Origin of the sequence: Novosphingobium mangrovisedimenti (genome assembly GCF_025153475.1) — a bacterium.
Lineage (GTDB): Bacteria > Pseudomonadota > Alphaproteobacteria > Sphingomonadales > Sphingomonadaceae > Novosphingobium > Novosphingobium mangrovi_A.
Window position 1 is genome coordinate 659,564 of the sequence record NZ_JANZXA010000001.1, and the last position, 17,079, is coordinate 676,642.

The window sequence follows — 17,079 nt, forward strand, 5'->3', positions numbered from 1 at the left end:
GGTCGGAGGATGCCATGAACAAGCCCGAAACCATCATCAGCGACGACCTTTCCGAAGCGCTCACCTATCCGGTCGAAGCCTTCATCAGCCGCGAATACGCCGAAGCCGAGCCCGAACGCCTGTGGTCGAAAGTCTGGCAGCAGGCCGGCCGCGTCGAGGAGCTGAAAGAGGTCGGCGACTACATCACCTACAACATCTGCCACGATTCGATCCTGATCGTGCGCGACACGCCCACGACGCTCAAGGCCTTCCACAACGTCTGTCCGCACCGGGGCCGCCGGCTCGTCGGCAACAATACCGGCGGCGGCCCGAAGACGGTGGCGCAGGACACCGGCGCGCACTCTGCCCGGGGCAACAAGCTGAAGTTCGGCTGCAACTACCACGCCTGGACTTTCGGCCTCGACGGCGATGCCACCTACATCCCGGACAGCGAGGACTGGAACGGCGCGCTCGGTTCTCCGGGCAGCTATTCGGCCTGCACCAGCCTGACGCCCGTGCAGGTCGATACCTGGGGCGGCTGGATCTGGATCAACATGGACCTCGATGCGGGCCCCTTGCGCGAATATCTGGAACCGATCGCAACGCTGATCGACCCGTTCGAATTCGACAAGATGCGCTACCGTTTCCGCTTTTGGGGCATCTTCGACTGCAACTGGAAAGTCGCGCTCGAAGCCTTCCTCGAGCCTTACCACGTGCAGGGCACGCACCCGCAGCTCATCAAGTACGGCGATTTCTACTCGTTCTCCAAGGCCTTCGGCCTGCACGGCCAGACCGGGTTCGATTCGAAAGCCCATCGCGATGAAGGCTCGGCGGTCGAAACCAGCGTCCACCGCGCGGCGGGCGAAGGCGATCCGCGCCAGACCATCGCGCAGATGCAGCTCGAATACTGGGAGACGATCGGCGCCAGTACCAGCGAGACACTGGTGAAGACCGCCCAGCGCCTGCCCGAAGAGCTGCCCGAAGGCACGCCGGCCGCCGAAGTCCACAAGTACTGGCTGGACACCGCAAAGCGCATCGACGCGGAGCGCGGGGTGACCTGGCCCGAGATCAGCGACGCGCAGATGGCGGCCGCCGGGCTCGCGCTCTCGATCTTCCCGAACATGAACTTCATTCCGGGACCGACCTTCGCGCTGGCCTACCGCGTGCGCCCCTACGGCACCGATCCCGACAAGTGCGTGTTCGAAGCCGTCGCGCTCGACCGCTTCCCCGAAGGCGAGGAGCCCGAGACCGAGTGGACCTATGTCGAGCAGGACCTCGACAAGTGGCCCTATGTCATCGCGCAGGACATCTCGAACATGGTCGAGGTCCAGCGCGGCTACAAGTCGCGCGGTTTCCGCGGCAATCTCCCCAACCCTTGGCAGGAGCGCAAGGTCACCAACCTGCACCGCGGTCTTGCGAAATACATGGGAACCGGGGTCCTGAAACCCCTCGACTGAATGCAAGGGGGCAGATGCGAAATCTGCCCCCTTTCCAGTCTCATCGCCGGTTAAACCCGGCGCCCCGCGACCGTCCTACGGACGGATGGACAAGTCCCGCTTCAAGCCCACCCCGATCCCGCGCGAGCGGCGGCGCAGCAAGTGCGCGCGCTTTGCGCTGACCAATTCGCGCGGAGAGGAAATCCCGGTGATGGTCCGCGACATTTCTTCCAAGGGGCTCAGCGCCGCAGCGCTCGGCACACCGCCCGCGCTCAACGAAGTCGTGCGCGCGCAGCTCGAGGACGGCTGCGAACTGTGGGGGCTGGTGCGCTGGAGCGACGGCAACCTGTTCGGCGTCGAGTTCGACACCCGCGTATAGCGCGCGCCTGAAACCTAGACCGCCGAACTGAAGCGCCGCAGCGAGTCCTTGCGGTAGGGATCGAAACGCGCCGCGATCGAGCGCACGTAGGGCAGTCCCCCCGGCAGCACGGCGAGATGGTCGCCGTCCATCTGGCAAAGGCCCGCATCCAGATAGGGCCGCAGCAGCGGCAGGGCTTCCTGCTGCAGATCGGGTTCGATCCGCGCCCGGCCCCGGCACAGCAGAGCCTCGATCACCGCACCGCGCCGCCGGTCCTCGGCGGTCCTGACGATGCCGCGATTCGCCGTCAGTCGCTCCTGCGACAGCATCATGCGATAGCGCCCGGCATTCTTCTCGTTCTGCACGAGAAGATCGGGGAAGCTGCTGATCGCCGAGGCGCCGAGGCCAATCAGCACCGGTGCCTGGTCCTCGGTGAAACCCTGGAAGTTGCGACGCAGCGTGCCGCTGACGCTGGCCTGCGCGAGAGCATCGCCCGGCCGGGCAAAGTGATCGAAGCCCACCGGCACATAACCCTGGTCGACAAGATACTCGTAGCCGTAAGCCGCCATGCCGAAGCGCGCCTCGGCGTCGGGCAGCGCGCTGTCGTCGATCTGCTTCTGCCGCGCGATCAGATGGGGCACATGGGCATAGCCGAACAGCGCCACCCGGTCGGCGCCGAGCGCGACGGTCTGCTCCAGCGAGTCCCGCAGTTGCGCGAGTGTCTGTCCGGGCAGGCCGTACATCAGGTCGAAGTTGAGCGAATCGACGCCCGCGCCGCGCAGTACCGCCGTGGCATTTTCGATCATGCGGGACGGCTGGACCCGCCCGATCGCCTGCTGCAGCGCGGGATCGAAGGTCTGGACGCCCAGGCTTGCGCGCGTTATCCCGACCGCGCCGATCACCGCCGCCCACTGCGGACCGAAAGTGCGCGGATCGAGTTCGATGGAAATCACCGGACGATTGCCGGGATCGGACCGCACCGCGAAATCCAGCGTCAGCGCATCGACGAGCCGCACGAAATCTATGGGCGATATGCTGTTGGGACTGCCGCCACCGAACGCGATGCGAGTCACCCGCGCGGCGCGCGGCAGTCGCTCGGCGATCAGCCCGATCTCCCGGTGCAGCGCATCGAGATAGCTGGACACCCGCTCGGAGCGGTTGGCCGCACTGGTATTGCAGCCGCAGTACCAGCAGATCTGCTCGCAGAACGGGATATGCACATAGAGCGAGACTTCGCCGTTCTCGCCTTCGAGGGCCGTGGCCAGTTCCTTGGCACCGACACCTTCGCCAAACTCCGCCGCTGTCGGGAAGCTGGTGTAGCGGGGCACGGGAACCGCCAGAAGTTCAGGGTGATAAGTCCACATGCCCATGGTAATCGCTTACGCGATACGAAAGATCATTGCGATCGATCAAGCCGCTTGCGCGATGATCCGGACTGGCAGCCCTTGGCGCAGCAGGGGCCTTGCGGCGGCCCCGGAGGCCCCTCGGACGGACCGCCCGGAACGGTCACCACGCCCCCGCCGCACAGTGGCACGACAAAGCCGCCTGCCTCGGCCTCGAGCGGGCCGATCATCGCCGGAAGCAGCGTCAGGCCGGACAGCAGGACCAGTTCTCGCCTCACTTGTCCTCTTCCTCCTCGTCGATGAGGATGCGGTTGGCCGCGCCGTCGAGATCCTCGAACTGGCCGCTCTTCATCGCCCAGAAGAACGCGCCGAGGCCGACAAGGCCCATCAGCAATGCCAAGGGGATCAGGAAGCCAAGAATGCTCACGAGGCACTCTCCGGCCCCGCCGCCCGCGCCAGCCGGAGCGAATTGCCGACAACCAGCAGGGAGCTGGCCGACATCGCGATCGCGGCGATCAGCGGCGTCACGAAACCCAGGATCGCGAGCGGGACCGCCAGCGTGTTGTAGATCGCGGCCATCGCGAAATTCTGCCGGACGATGCCCATGGTCGCGCGCGCGACGCGCACGGCCAGTGCCACCGGCATGAACCGCTCGCCCACGAAGACCGCATCCGCCGCCTGCTGGCTGACGTCGCTGGCCCCGCCCGGCGCGATCGAAACATGGGCGCCCGCCAGCGCCGGTCCGTCGTTGAGCCCGTCGCCCACCATCAGGACCTTGTGCCCTTGCGCCGCCCGTTCGCCCAGAAGGTCCAGCTTCTGCGAGGGCGACATGCCCCCGCTGCCCGCAAGACCCAAGTCGGCGGCGACCGACGCCACCGTCTCGACGCGATCGCCCGAAACGATGCCGCAGCCGATCCCCTGCCTGCCCAGCGCGGCGATGGTTTCGGCAACATCGGGGCGCAGCGGATCGGCAAAGCCGATTCGCGCGCGTGTACCGTCGACCATCAGGTCGACCGCCAGCCCCGCGGTTTCGATCTCGGGCCGGATCAGCGCAACGTCGTGTCCTTCGAACCGGGCGGTCATGCCGCTCCCGGCAGTCTCGGCGAGATCGTCGAGCGCGGCCGGTTCGGTCCCGGCCTCGCGCAGCGCCAGCGCCAGCCCCCGGCTGAGCGGGTGGCGGCTGCCCTGCGCCAGTGCCAGGGCAATCGCGCGCGCGCGTGGATCGAGCGCGAAAAGGTCGGTCGGGCGCGGTTCGCCCAGTGTCAGCGTGCCGGTCTTGTCGAACAGCGCCTCGTCCACTTCGGCCAGCCGTTCGAGCGCCGAGCCGTCCTTGATGAGCAGCCCGCGCTTCATCAGCGCGCCCGCCGCGACGACTTGCGCGGCCGGCACCGCCAGTCCCAGCGCGCAGGGACAGGTGATGATCAGCACGGCCACCGCCACGGTCAGCGACTGATAGATGCCGGCACCGGCCAGCATCCAGCCGCAGAAGCTGAGGAACGCTAGGCTGTGCACGACCGGCGCATAGATGCGCGAGGCCTTGTCGGCGATGCGCACGTAGCGCGAGCGCGACTGGCCCGCCTCGTCCATCAGCCGCGCGATGTCGGCGATCGCGGTGTCCTGCGCGGCGGCGGTCACCTTGAGTCGCACCGGATTGCCGAGGTTGACCATCCCGGCATGGATCGTGTCGCCCGGGCCGGCCGGGCGCGGATCGCTTTCGCCGGTGAGCATCGAGGAATCGATGGTGGTGCGCCCTTCCAGCACTTCGCCGTCGGCCGCCAGCGCTTCCCCGGCGGCCACCAGCATGACCATGCCCGGCGCCAGTCGCTCGGCCTCGACGTAGAGCGTGGTGCCATCGGGCTGCACGACATGCGCACCGCGCCCCATGCGCCCGAGCAGCGAGGCAATGCCCGAGCGCGCGCGGCTGCGCATCATCGCATCGAGCACGCGGCCCGCGAGCAGGAAGAACAGCAGCATGACCGCGCCGTCGAAATAGGCATGCTCGCCGCCGACGATCGTCTCGTAGAGGCTCAGCCCCGTCGCCAGCAGCACGCCGATCGAGATCGGCACGTCCATGTTGGTGCGCCGGTAGCGCAGCGCCATCAGCGCCGAGGAAAAGAACGGCCGGCCCGCATAGAGGATTACCGGAACCGCGATCAGCGCGCTGATCCAGTGGAACATCTCGCGCGTCACCGCGTCGGCGCCCGCCCAGATGGAGACCGACAGGAGCATGATGTTCATCATGCCGAAGGCCGCGACCGCCAGCGCGCGCAGCAGGCGCTTCGTTTCCGCGTCGTCGCGGCCGAGCGGATTGTCGGCTGCGCGCTCGGCCTCGAAACCCAGCTTGCGCAGTTCGTCGATGATGGCGTCTTCGGTCAGCGCGGGGGCGTGACTGACCGCAACCCGCTTGGCCGAGAAATTGACACGCGCGGCGGCCACACCCGGAACGGCGGCAAGCCCGCGCTCGACCTTGCCGATGCACCCGGCGCAGCGCATGCCGGGCACCGTGAAACGGCTGTCGATGCAGGTGTCGGCCGCGGACAGGCCGGGCGCAGGCGCGTTCATGGCACCGGCTGGCCGATGACCTCCAGCCCCTCGACCTGATCTTCGCCGCGCCAGGTCTTGCCGTCGGCCTCGATTTCGAAGCGCAGGATCCAGCGCCCCTCGGGCAGCGCCTTGTCGCTGACATAGGCGCCGGTGACGTCCTTCTCGAACTTCAGCGCCATGTCGGGCTTGCGGCCCAGCGGGTGGCGCGCTTCGGCGATGACATCGGGATAGCGCGGCACGCCGTCGAGCAGGGCGACGATGTGGCCGTCCTCGCGACGTGAAACGGCGACCTTCCAGTCAAGCGCCTTTTCCTTCGCCGCTTCGTCGAGCCAGCGGTTGAAGTGCTGGCTCGCGACGTAGGAATTCTCGACCACGACGCCGCCGAACGTCGACGTGGCCAGCCCCGCCATCAGGAAGTTGACGCCGAAGACGACGCCGAAACCCGTCAGGAGAATCAGGAACATGTGCTTGCCGGTGAACGGCTTGCGGCGGGGGGCATTCTGGCTGCTCATCACTGACCTTCCGGTGCGTCGAACTGGACTTCGGTCTCATCCTTCTCGCGGGCGTCGCCGACCGCCTGAAGCTTGAACTCGAATTCCTGCGATGCGGTGTTCGCCGGGGCGACGACATAGACGCGAACGCTCTGCGTCTCGTCCGCGGGAACCATGCGCGTCAGGGCACGGGTGGCCTGCTCCATCGCCATGTCCTCGGTCCACATCTTGGCGCCCGGCAGGTCTTCGATGGCGATCTCCATCTGACGCGGCCGCCCTTCCATGTTGCGCAGGCGCAGCGTGTAGGCATTGCGCACCGAACCGTCGCTCAACAGGATGTATGGCGGGTTGCGGTCCTTGGCCACGGTCAGGTCGGTGTGAACGCGGGTGCCCAGCATGAACAGCAGGCCCAGACCGATCGACGCCCAGACGACGAAATAGAGAATGGTGCGCGGGCGCCAGATCAGCTTGAGATGGCGCGTCGGCGGCTGGCCGGCCTTTTCGCGCTCGGAATCCTCCAGCGTGGCATAGTCGATCAACCCGCGCGGGCGGCCGGTTTCCTTCATCACGCGGTCGCAGGCGTCGATGCACAGCGCGCAGGTGATGCAGCCGATCGTCGGCCCCTCGCGGATGTCGATGCCGGTGGGGCAGACCGCGACGCACTGGTTGCAGTCGATGCAGTCGCCGAACTGGCCGGGGTTCTTCTCGGCCTTCTTGACGCTGCCACGCGGTTCGCCGCGCCAGTCCTTGTAGGTGACCAGCAGGCTCTTCTCGTCGAGCATCGCCGTCTGGATGCGCGGCCAGGGGCACATGTAGATGCACACCTGCTCGCGCATGAAACCGCCGAGCACGAACGTGGTCATGGTCAGGACGAACGTGGTCGCATAGGCTACCGCCGGGGCCGTTCCCGTCCAGAACGCGTGCTGCAGCGTCGGCGCATCGGCGAAGTAGAAGATCCAGGCGCCGCCGGTGGCGAAGCTGATCGCCAGATAGACGCTCCACTTGGCCAGCCGCCGGGCGATCTTGGCCGGGCCCCAGGGCGCCTTGTAGAGACGCATCCGGGCGTTGCGGTCGCCATCGAAGAGACGGTCGACGTGCTGGAACAGGTCGGTCCAGACCGTCTGCGGGCAGGAATAGCCGCACCATGCGCGACCGACCGCGCTGGTCACGAGGAACAGGCCTATGCCCGCCATGATCAGCAGCCCGGCCACGAAGTAGAACTCCTGCGGCCAGATCTCGATGCTGAACATATAGAAGCGGCGATGGGCGAGATCGACGAGCACCGCCTGGTTGGGGGCATAGGGCCCACGGTCCCACCGGATCCACGGCGTGATCCAGTAGATGCCGAGGCAAATCACCATGATCGCCCACTTCAGGCGCCGGAACTTGCCGTCGATGCGCCGGTTGAAGACCGGCTCGCGCTTGGCATAGAGGCCGATCGGCTGGTCTTCCGGCTTGATGGGTTCAGGCTTGTTCATGTCCTTGTCCGCCCGTGTATTCGTTTGGGGGGCTGAGCGGCCCGGGGGAACGTGCGACCCTTCCCCGGGGGAACCGCGGCCTATTCGGCCGCGGTCGTCGCTTCAGCCTGCGTTTCCGCCACCGGCGGCGGCGTAAACTCCTCGCCGCCACCGCGCGAGTGAACGTAAGCCGCCAGCATCTTGATCGTCACCGGATCGAGGCGGGTGCCCCATGCCGGCATGACGCCGTGGCGCGGGTTGCCGATCTGGCTGGCCACCGCTTCGCGCGTGCCGGCGTAGAGCCAGATCGCATCGGCCAGGTTCGGCGCGCCGAACTGGCGGCTGCCCTTGCCGTCGGGGCCATGGCAAACGGCACAGTTGGCTTCGAAGGCCACCTTGCCGCGCTGCGAGGCGGCGCTCGCCTTCTCCCGGCCCGACAGGCTGAGGACAAAGCTCGTCACATCCTGGATCTGGCTGGCGGTCAGCAGGCCATCGCGACCGAAGGCCGGCATCTGGCTCATCCGCGTCTGGTCATCGCCGGGCTGGCGGACACCATGGATCAGCGTGGTCTCGATGGTCTTGAGGTCGCCGCCCCAGAGCCAGTCGTCGTCGTTCAGGTTGGGAAAGCCGTTGGAGCCCGCCGCGCCGGCGCCGTGGCACTGGACGCAGTTGACCTTGAAGGCCGCCTCGCCGCCGGCCACTGCCGCGTGCATCAGCTCGGGATGCTCGGGCAGTTGTTCGATCGGCATGTCCTTGAGCGCCGCCACGGTCTTGGCCCGTTCGGCGGCAGCTTCCTTCAGCTCCTGATCGAGCTGACCGCGGCTGGTCCAGCCCAGCACGCCCGCGGTGGCCTTGTGGACCAGCGGCCAGGCCGGGTAGGCGATGCTGTACCCGATCGCGAACACGATGCAGGCATAGAAGCTCCACAGCCACCAGCGCGGCAGAGGCGTATTGAGTTCCTCGATCCCGTCCCACTCGTGGCCGACGGTTTCGGTGTTGGTGGCTTCATCGACGCGCTTGTTAGCCATCGTTCTCGTCCTTGAAGATCATGTTCGCCGCTTCGGAATTGCGCTCGCGTGCGCCGGGCCGGAACGGCCAGGCGATCAGCACGACGAAAACCAGCAGCATCACCAGCAGCCCGTAGCTGTCGGCAAGGTGCCGCAGCATGTCGTAGGTGGAGTGCATGCTCATCGGCCGCGCTCCGAAGCGAGCTCTTCCTGAGCCGCCGCGCTGTTGACGTCGACCAGGGTGCCGAGCATCTGCAGGTAGGCGACCAGCGCATCCATCTCGGTAAGCCGCGAGGGATTGCCGTCGAAGTCGCGGATCTGCGCCTTGGGATAGCGCGTCTCGAGATCGCCGGCATCGGCCTCGGGATCGGCCTGCGCCTTGAGGTCGGCCATGGCCATTTCGACGTCCTTGTCGGTGTAGGGCACGCCCACTTCGCGCAGCGCCGTCAGGTTGGCCGCGATGTCCGGGACATCGAGGTCCGCATCGGCGAGGAAGCCATATTGCGGCATCACCGATTCGGGCACCACCGACTGCGGGTTCTTGAGGTGCTGCACGTGCCACTCGTCCGAATAGCGGTTGCCCACGCGCGCCAGGTCGGGCCCGGTGCGCTTGGAACCCCACTGGAACGGATGGTCGTACATCGATTCCGCGGCAAGGCTGTAGTGCCCGTAACGCTCCGTCTCGTCGCGGAAGGGGCGGATCATCTGGCTGTGGCAGACGTAGCACCCTTCGCGCACGTAGATGTCGCGACCGGCCTGTTCGAGCGGCGTATAGGGCCGCATGCCGTCCACCTTCTCGATCGTGTTGTCGATCCAGAACAGCGGCGCGATTTCCACGATGCCGCCGATGGCGACCGTGATGAACGCACCGACCGCCAGAAGGGTGACGTTTCTCTCGAGCTTCTTGTGGCGCTCAACGATGGAGGTCATTGTTCTATTCCCTTTCGTCGCGCTTATTCGGCAGGAGCCAGGATCGGCCGGTCGGCGGCGGGATCGAAGGCGGCGTCGTGCATGGGCGCTTCCTGGCGCAGCTTGCCGGCGATGGTCTGCCAGACGTTGATCACCATCAGCACGCCACCCGTCAGGTAGAGCAGGCCGCCGAAGGCGCGCAGCGCGTACATCGGATGGAGCGCGGCGACGGTGTCGGCGAAGGTGTTCACCAGGTAGCCGTCCGGCCCGTATTCACGCCACATCAGGCCCTGGGTGATACCTGCCACCCACATGCTCGCAGCGTAGAAGACGATGCCGATCGTCGCGAGCCAGAAGTGCCAGTTGACCATGCGCAGCGAGTAGAGGCGTTCGCGGCCCCACAGGCGCGGCGTCAGGTAGTAGATCGCGCCGAAGGTGATCATGCCGTTCCAGCCCAGCGCGCCGGAGTGGACGTGGCCGATGGTCCAGTCGGTGTAGTGCGACAGCGAGTTGACGCTCTTGATCGACATCATCGGGCCTTCGAAAGTGCTCATGCCGTAGAAGGCGACCGACATGATCATCATGCGGATGATGGGGTCGGTGCGGACCTTGTCCCAGGCGCCGTTGAGCGTCATCAGGCCGTTGATCATGCCGCCCCAGCTCGGCATCCACAGCATGATCGAGAAGACCATGCCCAGCGTCTGCGCCCAGTCGGGCAGCGCGGTGTAGTGCAGGTGGTGCGGACCCGCCCAGATGTAGAGGAAGATCAGCGCCCAGAAGTGGATGATCGACAGGCGATAGCTGTAGATCGGGCGTTCGGCCTGCTTCGGCACGAAGTAGTACATCATCGCCAGGAAGCCGGCGGTCAGGAAGAAGCCCACCGCGTTGTGGCCATACCACCACTGCACCAGCGCGCCCTGCACGCCGGAGAACAGCGGATAGCTCTTCGATCCGACGAAGCTGACCGGCACGTCGAGGTTGTTGACGACGTGCAGCATCGCAATGGTGATGATGAAGGCGAGGTAGAACCAGTTGGCGACATAGATGTGCGGTTCGGCACGCTTCACGATCGTGCCGACGAAGACGGCCAGATAGCAGACCCACACGATCGTGAGCCACCAGTCGACGTACCATTCGGGTTCGGCATATTCCTTGGACTGGGTAATGCCCAGCAGGTAGCCGGTCGCGGCGAGCACGATGAACAGCTGGTAGCCCCAGAACACGAAGCGCGCGAGGCTCGGGAAAGCGAGACGCGCGCGGCAGGTGCGCTGGACGACGTAGAAGCTCGAAGCGATCAGGGCATTGCCGCCGAACGCGAAAATCACCGCGGAAGTATGCAGCGGACGCAGGCGGCTGAAGTTGAGGTACGGTTCCAGATTGAGGACCGGCCAGGTGAGCTGCAGGGCGATGAACAACCCGGCCGAGAAACCGGCGATGCCCCAGAATACCGTCGCGATCACGCCCCAGCGGATCGGATCGTCATCGTACTTGCCCTGATCGGGCACCTTGAGGATGCCACGCGCAATCGCCGAATAATCAGCGCCACCGACAGTGAACCACACGGCGATCAGCGCCGCCAGGGCGACAATGCTCATGTGGATCGCGAAACCCCCATCCGCCGCCAGTGCGACGCCGATGACGGCAAGCAATAGCACGGCAAGCCACAAGCCTGCCCGCGCGAGGACCGTTACCATATGCCTTCTCTTTCGAGATTGTTGCTGAACCTGTTGCCGCCTTGGAAGCTATCATAGTCTGCAGCATTGATAACGATCAAAAAGGGTTCGCCTCCGGAATCATACGGCAAATTCAGCGAATTTGCGCGCGATCAATTCAACTGGACGACAACTGGAGGAAAGGCAGTCTCGTAGCCGCTCAAGAGGGGGGATCGCACGGTGCGGCCCCGGCGGCGAGGAAGAAAAGACATGCGCAAGATCATGATGCTTGCCGCGCTGGGCGCGGCCACCGCGATGACCACTCCGGCACTGGCAGGCAGCCCGGACGGCAAGATCCAGGTCAAGGTGCTGGGCACCGCCGTCCTTCCCGATGGCGGAATCGACAAGATCAAGTACGTCGATCCGACGCTGGCCGGCACGCTGACCGAGATGGGCGTCGTCGACATCGACACCAAGGCCAACGACAACGTCGTGCCGACGCTCGCGATCGAATACTTCTTCAACAAGAACATCTCGGTCGAGACGATCTGCTGCTTCACGACGCACCACGTCAACGGCGCCGCGGACCTTGCGGGCACCAATCTCGTCAACCACGTGATGATCCTGCCCGCCACGCTGACGGCGAAGTACCACCTCGACATGGGCAGCCCGATCAAGCCCTATGTCGGCGCGGGTCCGGCGCTGTTCTTCGTGTTCGACGAAAAGCCCGGCGACACCGCCAAGGCGCTCGGCGTCGACAGGGTCAAGATGTCGAACTCGCTGGGCGTCGCGCTGCAGGGCGGCATCGACATCGCGCTGGGCGACAACGGCTTCGGTATCTCGCTGGATGCCAAGAAGTATTTCATGAAGCCGACCGCGAAGTTCTACGCCGCTGGAACCAAGGTGCTCGAGACCAAGCACGATCTCGATCCCTGGGTGCTCAGCGCAGGCGTGAGCTACCGGTTCTGACCGGGTTCACGACAGCTCGAACGAACCACACGAAGGGGGACCGCAAGGTCCCCCTTCTTCGTGGGGGCAAACCCAGTGCCCCGTCAGAGCTGCCGGAAATTGAGCGTGGCGTTGAGCATGAACACAAGCGTGCCCGCGCACAGCGAGGCCACCACCCGGGCGGGCAGATAGGGCAGCCCCAGGCCATCGGTCAGCAGGGCGAAGCCGACGAGAATCACGACCAGCCCGAACAGCGCGTTACTGAGGAAATAGAAGTAGCCCGAAACGATCCCGCGCATGCTCTCGTGAAAGATCCAGACGCGGGCCAGCACGTAGTGGAAGGCATTGGCCATCACGAACCCGACGATCACCGCGACGAACTGGTAGACACCGAAATGATCGACCATGATCCAGATCAGCAGAAGATCGAGCAGAAACGAAAGCGTCGACGCGACGGCATTGCGCATGTAGAGCGCAATGCCGCGACGCCCCAGGAATCGCCCACGCCAAGTCACGGATGAATCGTCGCCGGCCGGAGATGAAGAAAAACGGTGAGGCACTATGCCCCAAGGGCTAGCCGATCGCCGCCTCGTGCCGCCAGCACTGTTTCATGGAAGCCGGCGCCAATCGGGCAAAAGGTGGGGCGCGGGCGCATTGTGCATTGCACCTTGCTGGCCAGACATGCACCTATTGCATCCATGACCGGTGAAAATCCGCTTTCGGCGCGTTCACGGCTGGTGGGCGCCGCCAATTCCGTTCTGGCCGGCCTGAACAGGCTCTCGGTCCTTCGCGAAACCCCTCTCGATGTCGATGCGCTGGCCGACATTGCCTGCCGCCAGACCGGTCTCGACGACTTCGGCGATCCCTGGTTCCTGCGCCCGATGGAAGTCCTGACACAGGCTATCAAGGAAGAGGCATCGCTCAACGAGATCGGCCATTTCGCCGCGACGGGACAGTTCCTGAAAGTCCTGCGCGAGCGGCTGTGGACGCAGCACTGGTTCGACACGCATGAGGAAATCCTCGCCGAGCCGCTCGCCCCGCCGGTGATCGTGGTGGGCCCGATGCGCTCTGGCACGACCCGACTGCACCGGCTGCTCGCCGCCGACGACCGCTTCGAGCACATGCGCTTCTTCGAAACCGTCTGCCCCGTGCCCGCGCCGGGATTCCGGCCCGGCGGCCGCGATCCGCGCCCGCGCCAGGCCGGCCGGCTGCTTTCCACGGTACACAAGCTCAACCCGCGCACCGCGGTCGTCCACCCGACCGGTCCGTTCGAACCCGAGGAGGAACTCGGCCTGCTGGTGCAATCGGCCTGGGGCATGAAGCACGAAGCGCAGTGGCGCGTGCCGACCTACGGGCGCTGGGCCGAGAACGAGGATGCGACCCCGGCCTACAGCCACCTCGCCAGGCTGCTGCGCCTCGTGCGATGGGCACGCGGCACGGAAGCCCGCCGCAACAGGCCCTGGGTGCTCAAGACTCCGCAGCACATGCTCGACCTGCCGGCACTCCTGCGGGTCTTCCCCGAGGCACGGCTGATCTTCATCCATCGCGATCCCGCCAAAGTGGTGGGCAGCAGCTGCTCGCTCGTGTGGAACCAGATGACGATCCATTCCGACCATGCCGATCCGCACTGGATCGGCGAGCACTGGCTCGACAAGACCGGGCTGCAGATCGACCGCATGCAGGTCGCGCGCAGCCGCATCCACCCCCGACGGCGGATCGACGTGCTCTACCGCGACATGGACGCCAACTGGGAAGGCGTCATGCGCGAGGTCTACCGCTTCCTCGAGATGGACATCACCCCCGCGCTGCCTGCCATGCGCCGCTATGTCGGCAAGGCCCGGAGCCAGCACCGCTGGCAGCGCCACCGCTACGATCTGGGCAATTTCGGACTGGACCAGCAGACCGTGCGCGGCCGTTTCGAACGCTATGCCAATGCCTTCGACCTGCAGCCCCGGCCGCAACGGCAGGACTCGAAGGCGATCGTGGCGAGCGCCCGCCGGGCCCTCGCCTGACGCGGCAACCGCCCCGTTACTGCAGGTTCATGATGGTGAGGCGGCCTACCCCGAAGGGAAGCCGCCGGTCGCTCAGCCGGCTTCGGCGACCAGCGCCTCATAGTCGAGGATCGTCACGTCGCGGCGCGAGGGCAGATCGATGATGCCCTCGTTCTTCAGCCGCGTGAACTGACGGCTCACGGTCTCGATGGTAAGGCCCAGCACGTCGGCAATCTGCTGGCGCGAGAACGGCAGCACCAGATGGCGCTGGTTGGGCTTGTCCTCGTCAACCTTGCAGCCCGCCCCCGTCAAGCGCTCGGCCATCTCGATCAGGAAGCTCGCCATCTTTTCCGAGGCGGACTTGCGCCCCAGCAGCAGCATCCAGCGCCGCGTGCGGTCGAGTTCGCCCAGCGTGCGTTCGAGCAGCTTGTGCTCCAGCTTGGGATGTTCGCGCGCGAAGGCATCGAAATCGCGGCGCGAGAAGACGCAGACCTTGGCATCGGTCAGCGCGGTCACGCCATGGCCGGAGGTGCCGCCGAAGGGCCGCCCGATGAAATCGGAAGGATAGACCACCCCCACGATCTGCTCGCGCCCGTCTTCGGTATTGGTCGAAAGCTTGAGCACACCGTCAATGACGTTGGCGACGAGAACCGAATCCTCGCCTTCCCAGATCAGCGATTCACCCGAGGCAATCTCGCGCGTGCGGCCGATCGAATTGAGAGCCTCAAGCTCCTTGGAATCGAGGGATGAGCAAATCGCCCGATTACGAACGACGCAAAGGTCACAACTGGACATAGTCTTTATTCGGTACCAGCGCCGTCAGATCGGCTCAATGGGCCCCGTTAGCGCAAAACGGAGGGGGTGAAAAGCACCCCCTCCGCAGTTGCATCCTGCAAGGATCGAAGCGTGATTGCGGACTTCAGAGGTCCAGATCCATGATCGGCCCGTCGAAGTTCCCGCCGAGTTTCCGGTTGGCCGCAGCCAGCTTCACTCCGGATTCGCCGGCGATATAGCCGTCGATCAGGCGCTGGTAGTTGCTGATCAGGCCCTCGACGTCCTTGGCAAGCCGCATGAACTCGAACCCTTCGGAATGCAGGCCCTTCTGCTGGATCGGAATATTCGAGTAGTCCTGCCGCGGGATCATCGGGAAGTCCTGACTGTCGAACGGCAACACGGTCGGCTCTATCGGCGGCTCGGGCTCCTCGCCTTCCGGGAAGTGCGTGAGCGACCAGATCTCGAACACGCAGCTTTCCGGGCCCGTCGGGCGGATGCGATAGGACGCATAGCTGGTGAAGAAGGGCAGCAGGAAATAGTGCGGGAAGAGGTATTCGACCGCATTGACCGGATCGGACACGCATACCGCATTGAGATCCGGGACATTCTCGCCCTTCTCCTTGAGCTTGCGGCTGATCGCGTCCTGCACCAGTCCGAACCAGACCGGCACGGCCTCGGCCACCGTCGCGGGAAGCTGCACGTCCGGATTGTCCGGTCCGAGCTGTTCGGCGATCTCGATCTCCTTGGCGTGGACCATGCCCGCCATGCCCGAACCGAGCAGCTTGAGGTTCTCGATCTGGGCGCGGATGTTGTCCTCGACCGATTCATCGGGATCGATGGGCAAGCCGATGCCGCCGGTGTCGTTGCCGTAGCGCGCATTGTAGAGGCCGGGCACCGAGCGTTGCAGCTGCGGGTGCGTCATCATCACGTGATAGCCTTCCATGAAGGCTTCCATCGCGATCTTCCAGTTCGCCGGAAGCTCGGTCGCGAACCACCATTCGGAGCGCACGTTCGACATGCCGTGCGCATCGAGCCGATCGAGCACTGGCCCGAGCGATTCCCTGAGCGACGGCGCGTTCATGTCGTGGTTGATGAAGGCGCATCCACCCCAGGTCTCGCAACGCACCGGCTTCAGCGCGAGTTCGGCATGGTCCAGCAGGTCCTGCGAGAACAGTTCCTTGCCGTAGACGAAGGTGTTTTCGCCATCCATGTTCCAGCGCCACCCGTGGAACGGGCAGATGAAGCCGGACTGCGCGCAGTTGCCATGGGCATCGCCAGAGCCGCCTGCGATCGGCACGCCGCGGTGGCGGCAGTGGTTATGGTACGCCTTGATGCCGTCGTTGGTGCGAACGACGAGCACCGACTTGCCGACGTTGGAATATTCCACCCAGTCGCCGACATTGGGGATGGTCTCGAGACGGCAGGCCATCTGCCATACGTGCGGCCAGAGGTGCTCGACCTCGGCGCGGTAGAAGGTCTCGTCATAGTAACGCTGCGCGGGGATCAGTTCGGAACGCGTGATCGGGTGGGGATTCCCGGCCAGCGCCATGCCCGCGGGATTGATATCGGCCATGGGAAGGCATCCTGTCCTGTTGATTTTTTGGCTGACAGGACTTTGCCGGACACTAGGCTATGCAAGCTTTGATCGAACGCAAAACGCCTCCGCCGATATTCGCGGAGCGTGGGGGCGATCGTGCGAGGATATAGGTCTGGTTGCGGGGGTAGGATTTGAACCTACGACCTTCAGGTTATGAGCCTGACGAGCTACCGGGCTGCTCCACCCCGCGTCACCATTGAGGGCTGATTTTGTCAGCCCTGTAGCAGATTGTTTGTTGTCCATTCCGACGTTGTCGGCGTGGACGGCGGGCTGCTCCACCCCGCGTCACCTATATTTGGCCTCAGGCGCCGGCGGCTGCATTCGCAGCCTTGGCTATCCTCCCGCCTTGCAGGCGGTCCGGGCGGCCATTTGGCCTTGCGGAGCCTTTGGCTCCGGGGCCTTTACCCGATGCGTCGTTGAGCGACGCAAAAAGGGGCCTTTTGGGCCCCTTCGGCCTGATTGGCCATGTCATTGAGAATGGGTTTTTTGCGAAGCGCGCCGGCTTCAATGCCTGGCGACGTCCTACTCTTCCAACGCTTGAGCGTAAGTACCATCGGCGCTGTCAGGTTTCACGGCCGAGTTCGAGATGGGAT

At 65.2% G+C, this 17,079-nt stretch carries 17 protein-coding genes, 1 tRNA gene and 1 rRNA gene; 4 read left to right on the plus strand and 15 right to left on the minus strand.

Annotated elements, in window-relative coordinates:
- Positions 1–14 precede the first annotated feature (14 nt).
- Both NZK81_RS03485 and NZK81_RS03490 read left to right on the plus strand, forming a co-directional pair.
- Entirely contained in the window at positions 15–1,436 is a 1,422-nt protein-coding gene (locus tag NZK81_RS03485) for an aromatic ring-hydroxylating oxygenase subunit alpha (RefSeq protein ID WP_260043852.1), read from the plus strand.
- A gap of 85 nt (positions 1,437–1,521) precedes the next feature.
- Positions 1,522–1,794 (plus strand): PilZ domain-containing protein, encoded by a 273-nt coding sequence (locus NZK81_RS03490; RefSeq protein WP_260043854.1) that lies wholly within the window; start codon positions 1,522–1,524, stop codon positions 1,792–1,794.
- Between the two features lie 14 nt (positions 1,795–1,808).
- Here NZK81_RS03490 and hemN read toward each other — a convergent pair whose 3' ends face one another.
- The 10 genes from hemN to ccoN form a co-directional block, all read right to left on the minus strand.
- Positions 1,809–3,137 carry an oxygen-independent coproporphyrinogen III oxidase gene (gene hemN, locus NZK81_RS03495; protein ID WP_260043949.1) on the minus strand — a complete coding sequence of 443 codons (1,329 nt, stop codon included), beginning with the start codon at positions 3,135–3,137 and terminating at the stop codon, positions 1,809–1,811.
- Between the two features lie 32 nt (positions 3,138–3,169).
- Positions 3,170–3,394: a hypothetical protein gene (locus NZK81_RS03500; protein ID WP_260043856.1), complete on the minus strand. Its 225-nt coding sequence runs from the start codon at positions 3,392–3,394 to the stop codon at positions 3,170–3,172.
- Positions 3,391–3,543 (minus strand): cbb3-type cytochrome oxidase assembly protein CcoS, encoded by a 153-nt coding sequence (gene ccoS / locus NZK81_RS03505; RefSeq protein WP_260043857.1) that lies wholly within the window; start codon positions 3,541–3,543, stop codon positions 3,391–3,393. Before ccoS ends, NZK81_RS03500 begins: the two co-directional genes overlap by 4 nt.
- A complete protein-coding gene (locus NZK81_RS03510) occupies positions 3,540–5,678 on the minus strand; it encodes a heavy metal translocating P-type ATPase (RefSeq protein ID WP_260043859.1) in 2,139 nt (712 codons plus the stop codon). Before NZK81_RS03510 ends, ccoS begins: the two co-directional genes overlap by 4 nt.
- Positions 5,675–6,172, minus strand: coding sequence for a FixH family protein (locus tag NZK81_RS03515; RefSeq protein WP_260043876.1), 498 nt, complete (start codon positions 6,170–6,172; stop codon positions 5,675–5,677). The genes NZK81_RS03510 and NZK81_RS03515 overlap by 4 nt, the downstream gene beginning before the upstream one ends.
- A complete protein-coding gene (ccoG, locus tag NZK81_RS03520; RefSeq protein WP_260043879.1) occupies positions 6,172–7,629 on the minus strand; it encodes a cytochrome c oxidase accessory protein CcoG in 1,458 nt (485 codons plus the stop codon). Before ccoG ends, NZK81_RS03515 begins: the two co-directional genes overlap by 1 nt.
- 80 nt (positions 7,630–7,709) lie before the next feature.
- Positions 7,710–8,636: a cytochrome-c oxidase, cbb3-type subunit III gene (ccoP, locus tag NZK81_RS03525; RefSeq protein WP_260043881.1), complete on the minus strand. Its 927-nt coding sequence runs from the start codon at positions 8,634–8,636 to the stop codon at positions 7,710–7,712.
- Positions 8,629–8,799, minus strand: a complete 171-nt coding sequence (locus NZK81_RS03530) for a cbb3-type cytochrome c oxidase subunit 3 (RefSeq protein WP_260043883.1) — start codon at positions 8,797–8,799, stop codon at positions 8,629–8,631. The genes ccoP and NZK81_RS03530 overlap by 8 nt, the downstream gene beginning before the upstream one ends.
- Entirely contained in the window at positions 8,796–9,545 is a 750-nt protein-coding gene (gene ccoO / locus NZK81_RS03535; RefSeq protein WP_260043885.1) for a cytochrome-c oxidase, cbb3-type subunit II, read from the minus strand. Before ccoO ends, NZK81_RS03530 begins: the two co-directional genes overlap by 4 nt.
- A gap of 23 nt (positions 9,546–9,568) precedes the next feature.
- Positions 9,569–11,218: a cytochrome-c oxidase, cbb3-type subunit I gene (gene ccoN, locus NZK81_RS03540; protein WP_260043887.1), complete on the minus strand. Its 1,650-nt coding sequence runs from the start codon at positions 11,216–11,218 to the stop codon at positions 9,569–9,571.
- 228 nt (positions 11,219–11,446) lie between these two features.
- Here ccoN and NZK81_RS03545 point away from each other — a divergent pair, with 228 nt between their 5' ends.
- Positions 11,447–12,145 (plus strand): OmpW/AlkL family protein, encoded by a 699-nt coding sequence (locus tag NZK81_RS03545; RefSeq protein WP_260043890.1) that lies wholly within the window; start codon positions 11,447–11,449, stop codon positions 12,143–12,145.
- Positions 12,146–12,228: 83 nt separating this feature from the next.
- Here NZK81_RS03545 and NZK81_RS03550 read toward each other — a convergent pair whose 3' ends face one another.
- Positions 12,229–12,639: a GtrA family protein gene (locus tag NZK81_RS03550; RefSeq protein WP_260043892.1), complete on the minus strand. Its 411-nt coding sequence runs from the start codon at positions 12,637–12,639 to the stop codon at positions 12,229–12,231.
- Between the two features lie 183 nt (positions 12,640–12,822).
- On the opposite strand from NZK81_RS03550, the gene NZK81_RS03555 reads away from it, so the two are divergent.
- Complete coding sequence (locus NZK81_RS03555) at positions 12,823–14,136, plus strand: sulfotransferase family protein (protein WP_260043894.1); 1,314 nt, start codon at positions 12,823–12,825, stop codon at positions 14,134–14,136.
- Between the two features lie 72 nt (positions 14,137–14,208).
- Here the strand turns inward: NZK81_RS03555 and NZK81_RS03560 are convergent, their stop codons facing one another.
- The 4 genes from NZK81_RS03560 to rrf all read right to left on the minus strand — a co-directional run.
- Positions 14,209–14,910 (minus strand): Crp/Fnr family transcriptional regulator, encoded by a 702-nt coding sequence (locus NZK81_RS03560; protein ID WP_260043896.1) that lies wholly within the window; start codon positions 14,908–14,910, stop codon positions 14,209–14,211.
- A 124-nt stretch (positions 14,911–15,034) separates the two neighbouring features.
- Positions 15,035–16,462: an aromatic ring-hydroxylating oxygenase subunit alpha gene (locus tag NZK81_RS03565; protein WP_419181638.1), complete on the minus strand. Its 1,428-nt coding sequence runs from the start codon at positions 16,460–16,462 to the stop codon at positions 15,035–15,037.
- Positions 16,463–16,599: 137 nt separating this feature from the next.
- A tRNA-Met gene (locus NZK81_RS03570) sits at positions 16,600–16,676 on the minus strand.
- Between the two features lie 319 nt (positions 16,677–16,995).
- Positions 16,996–17,079: ribosomal RNA gene (gene rrf, locus NZK81_RS21785) — 5S ribosomal RNA — on the minus strand; the annotation flags it as partial.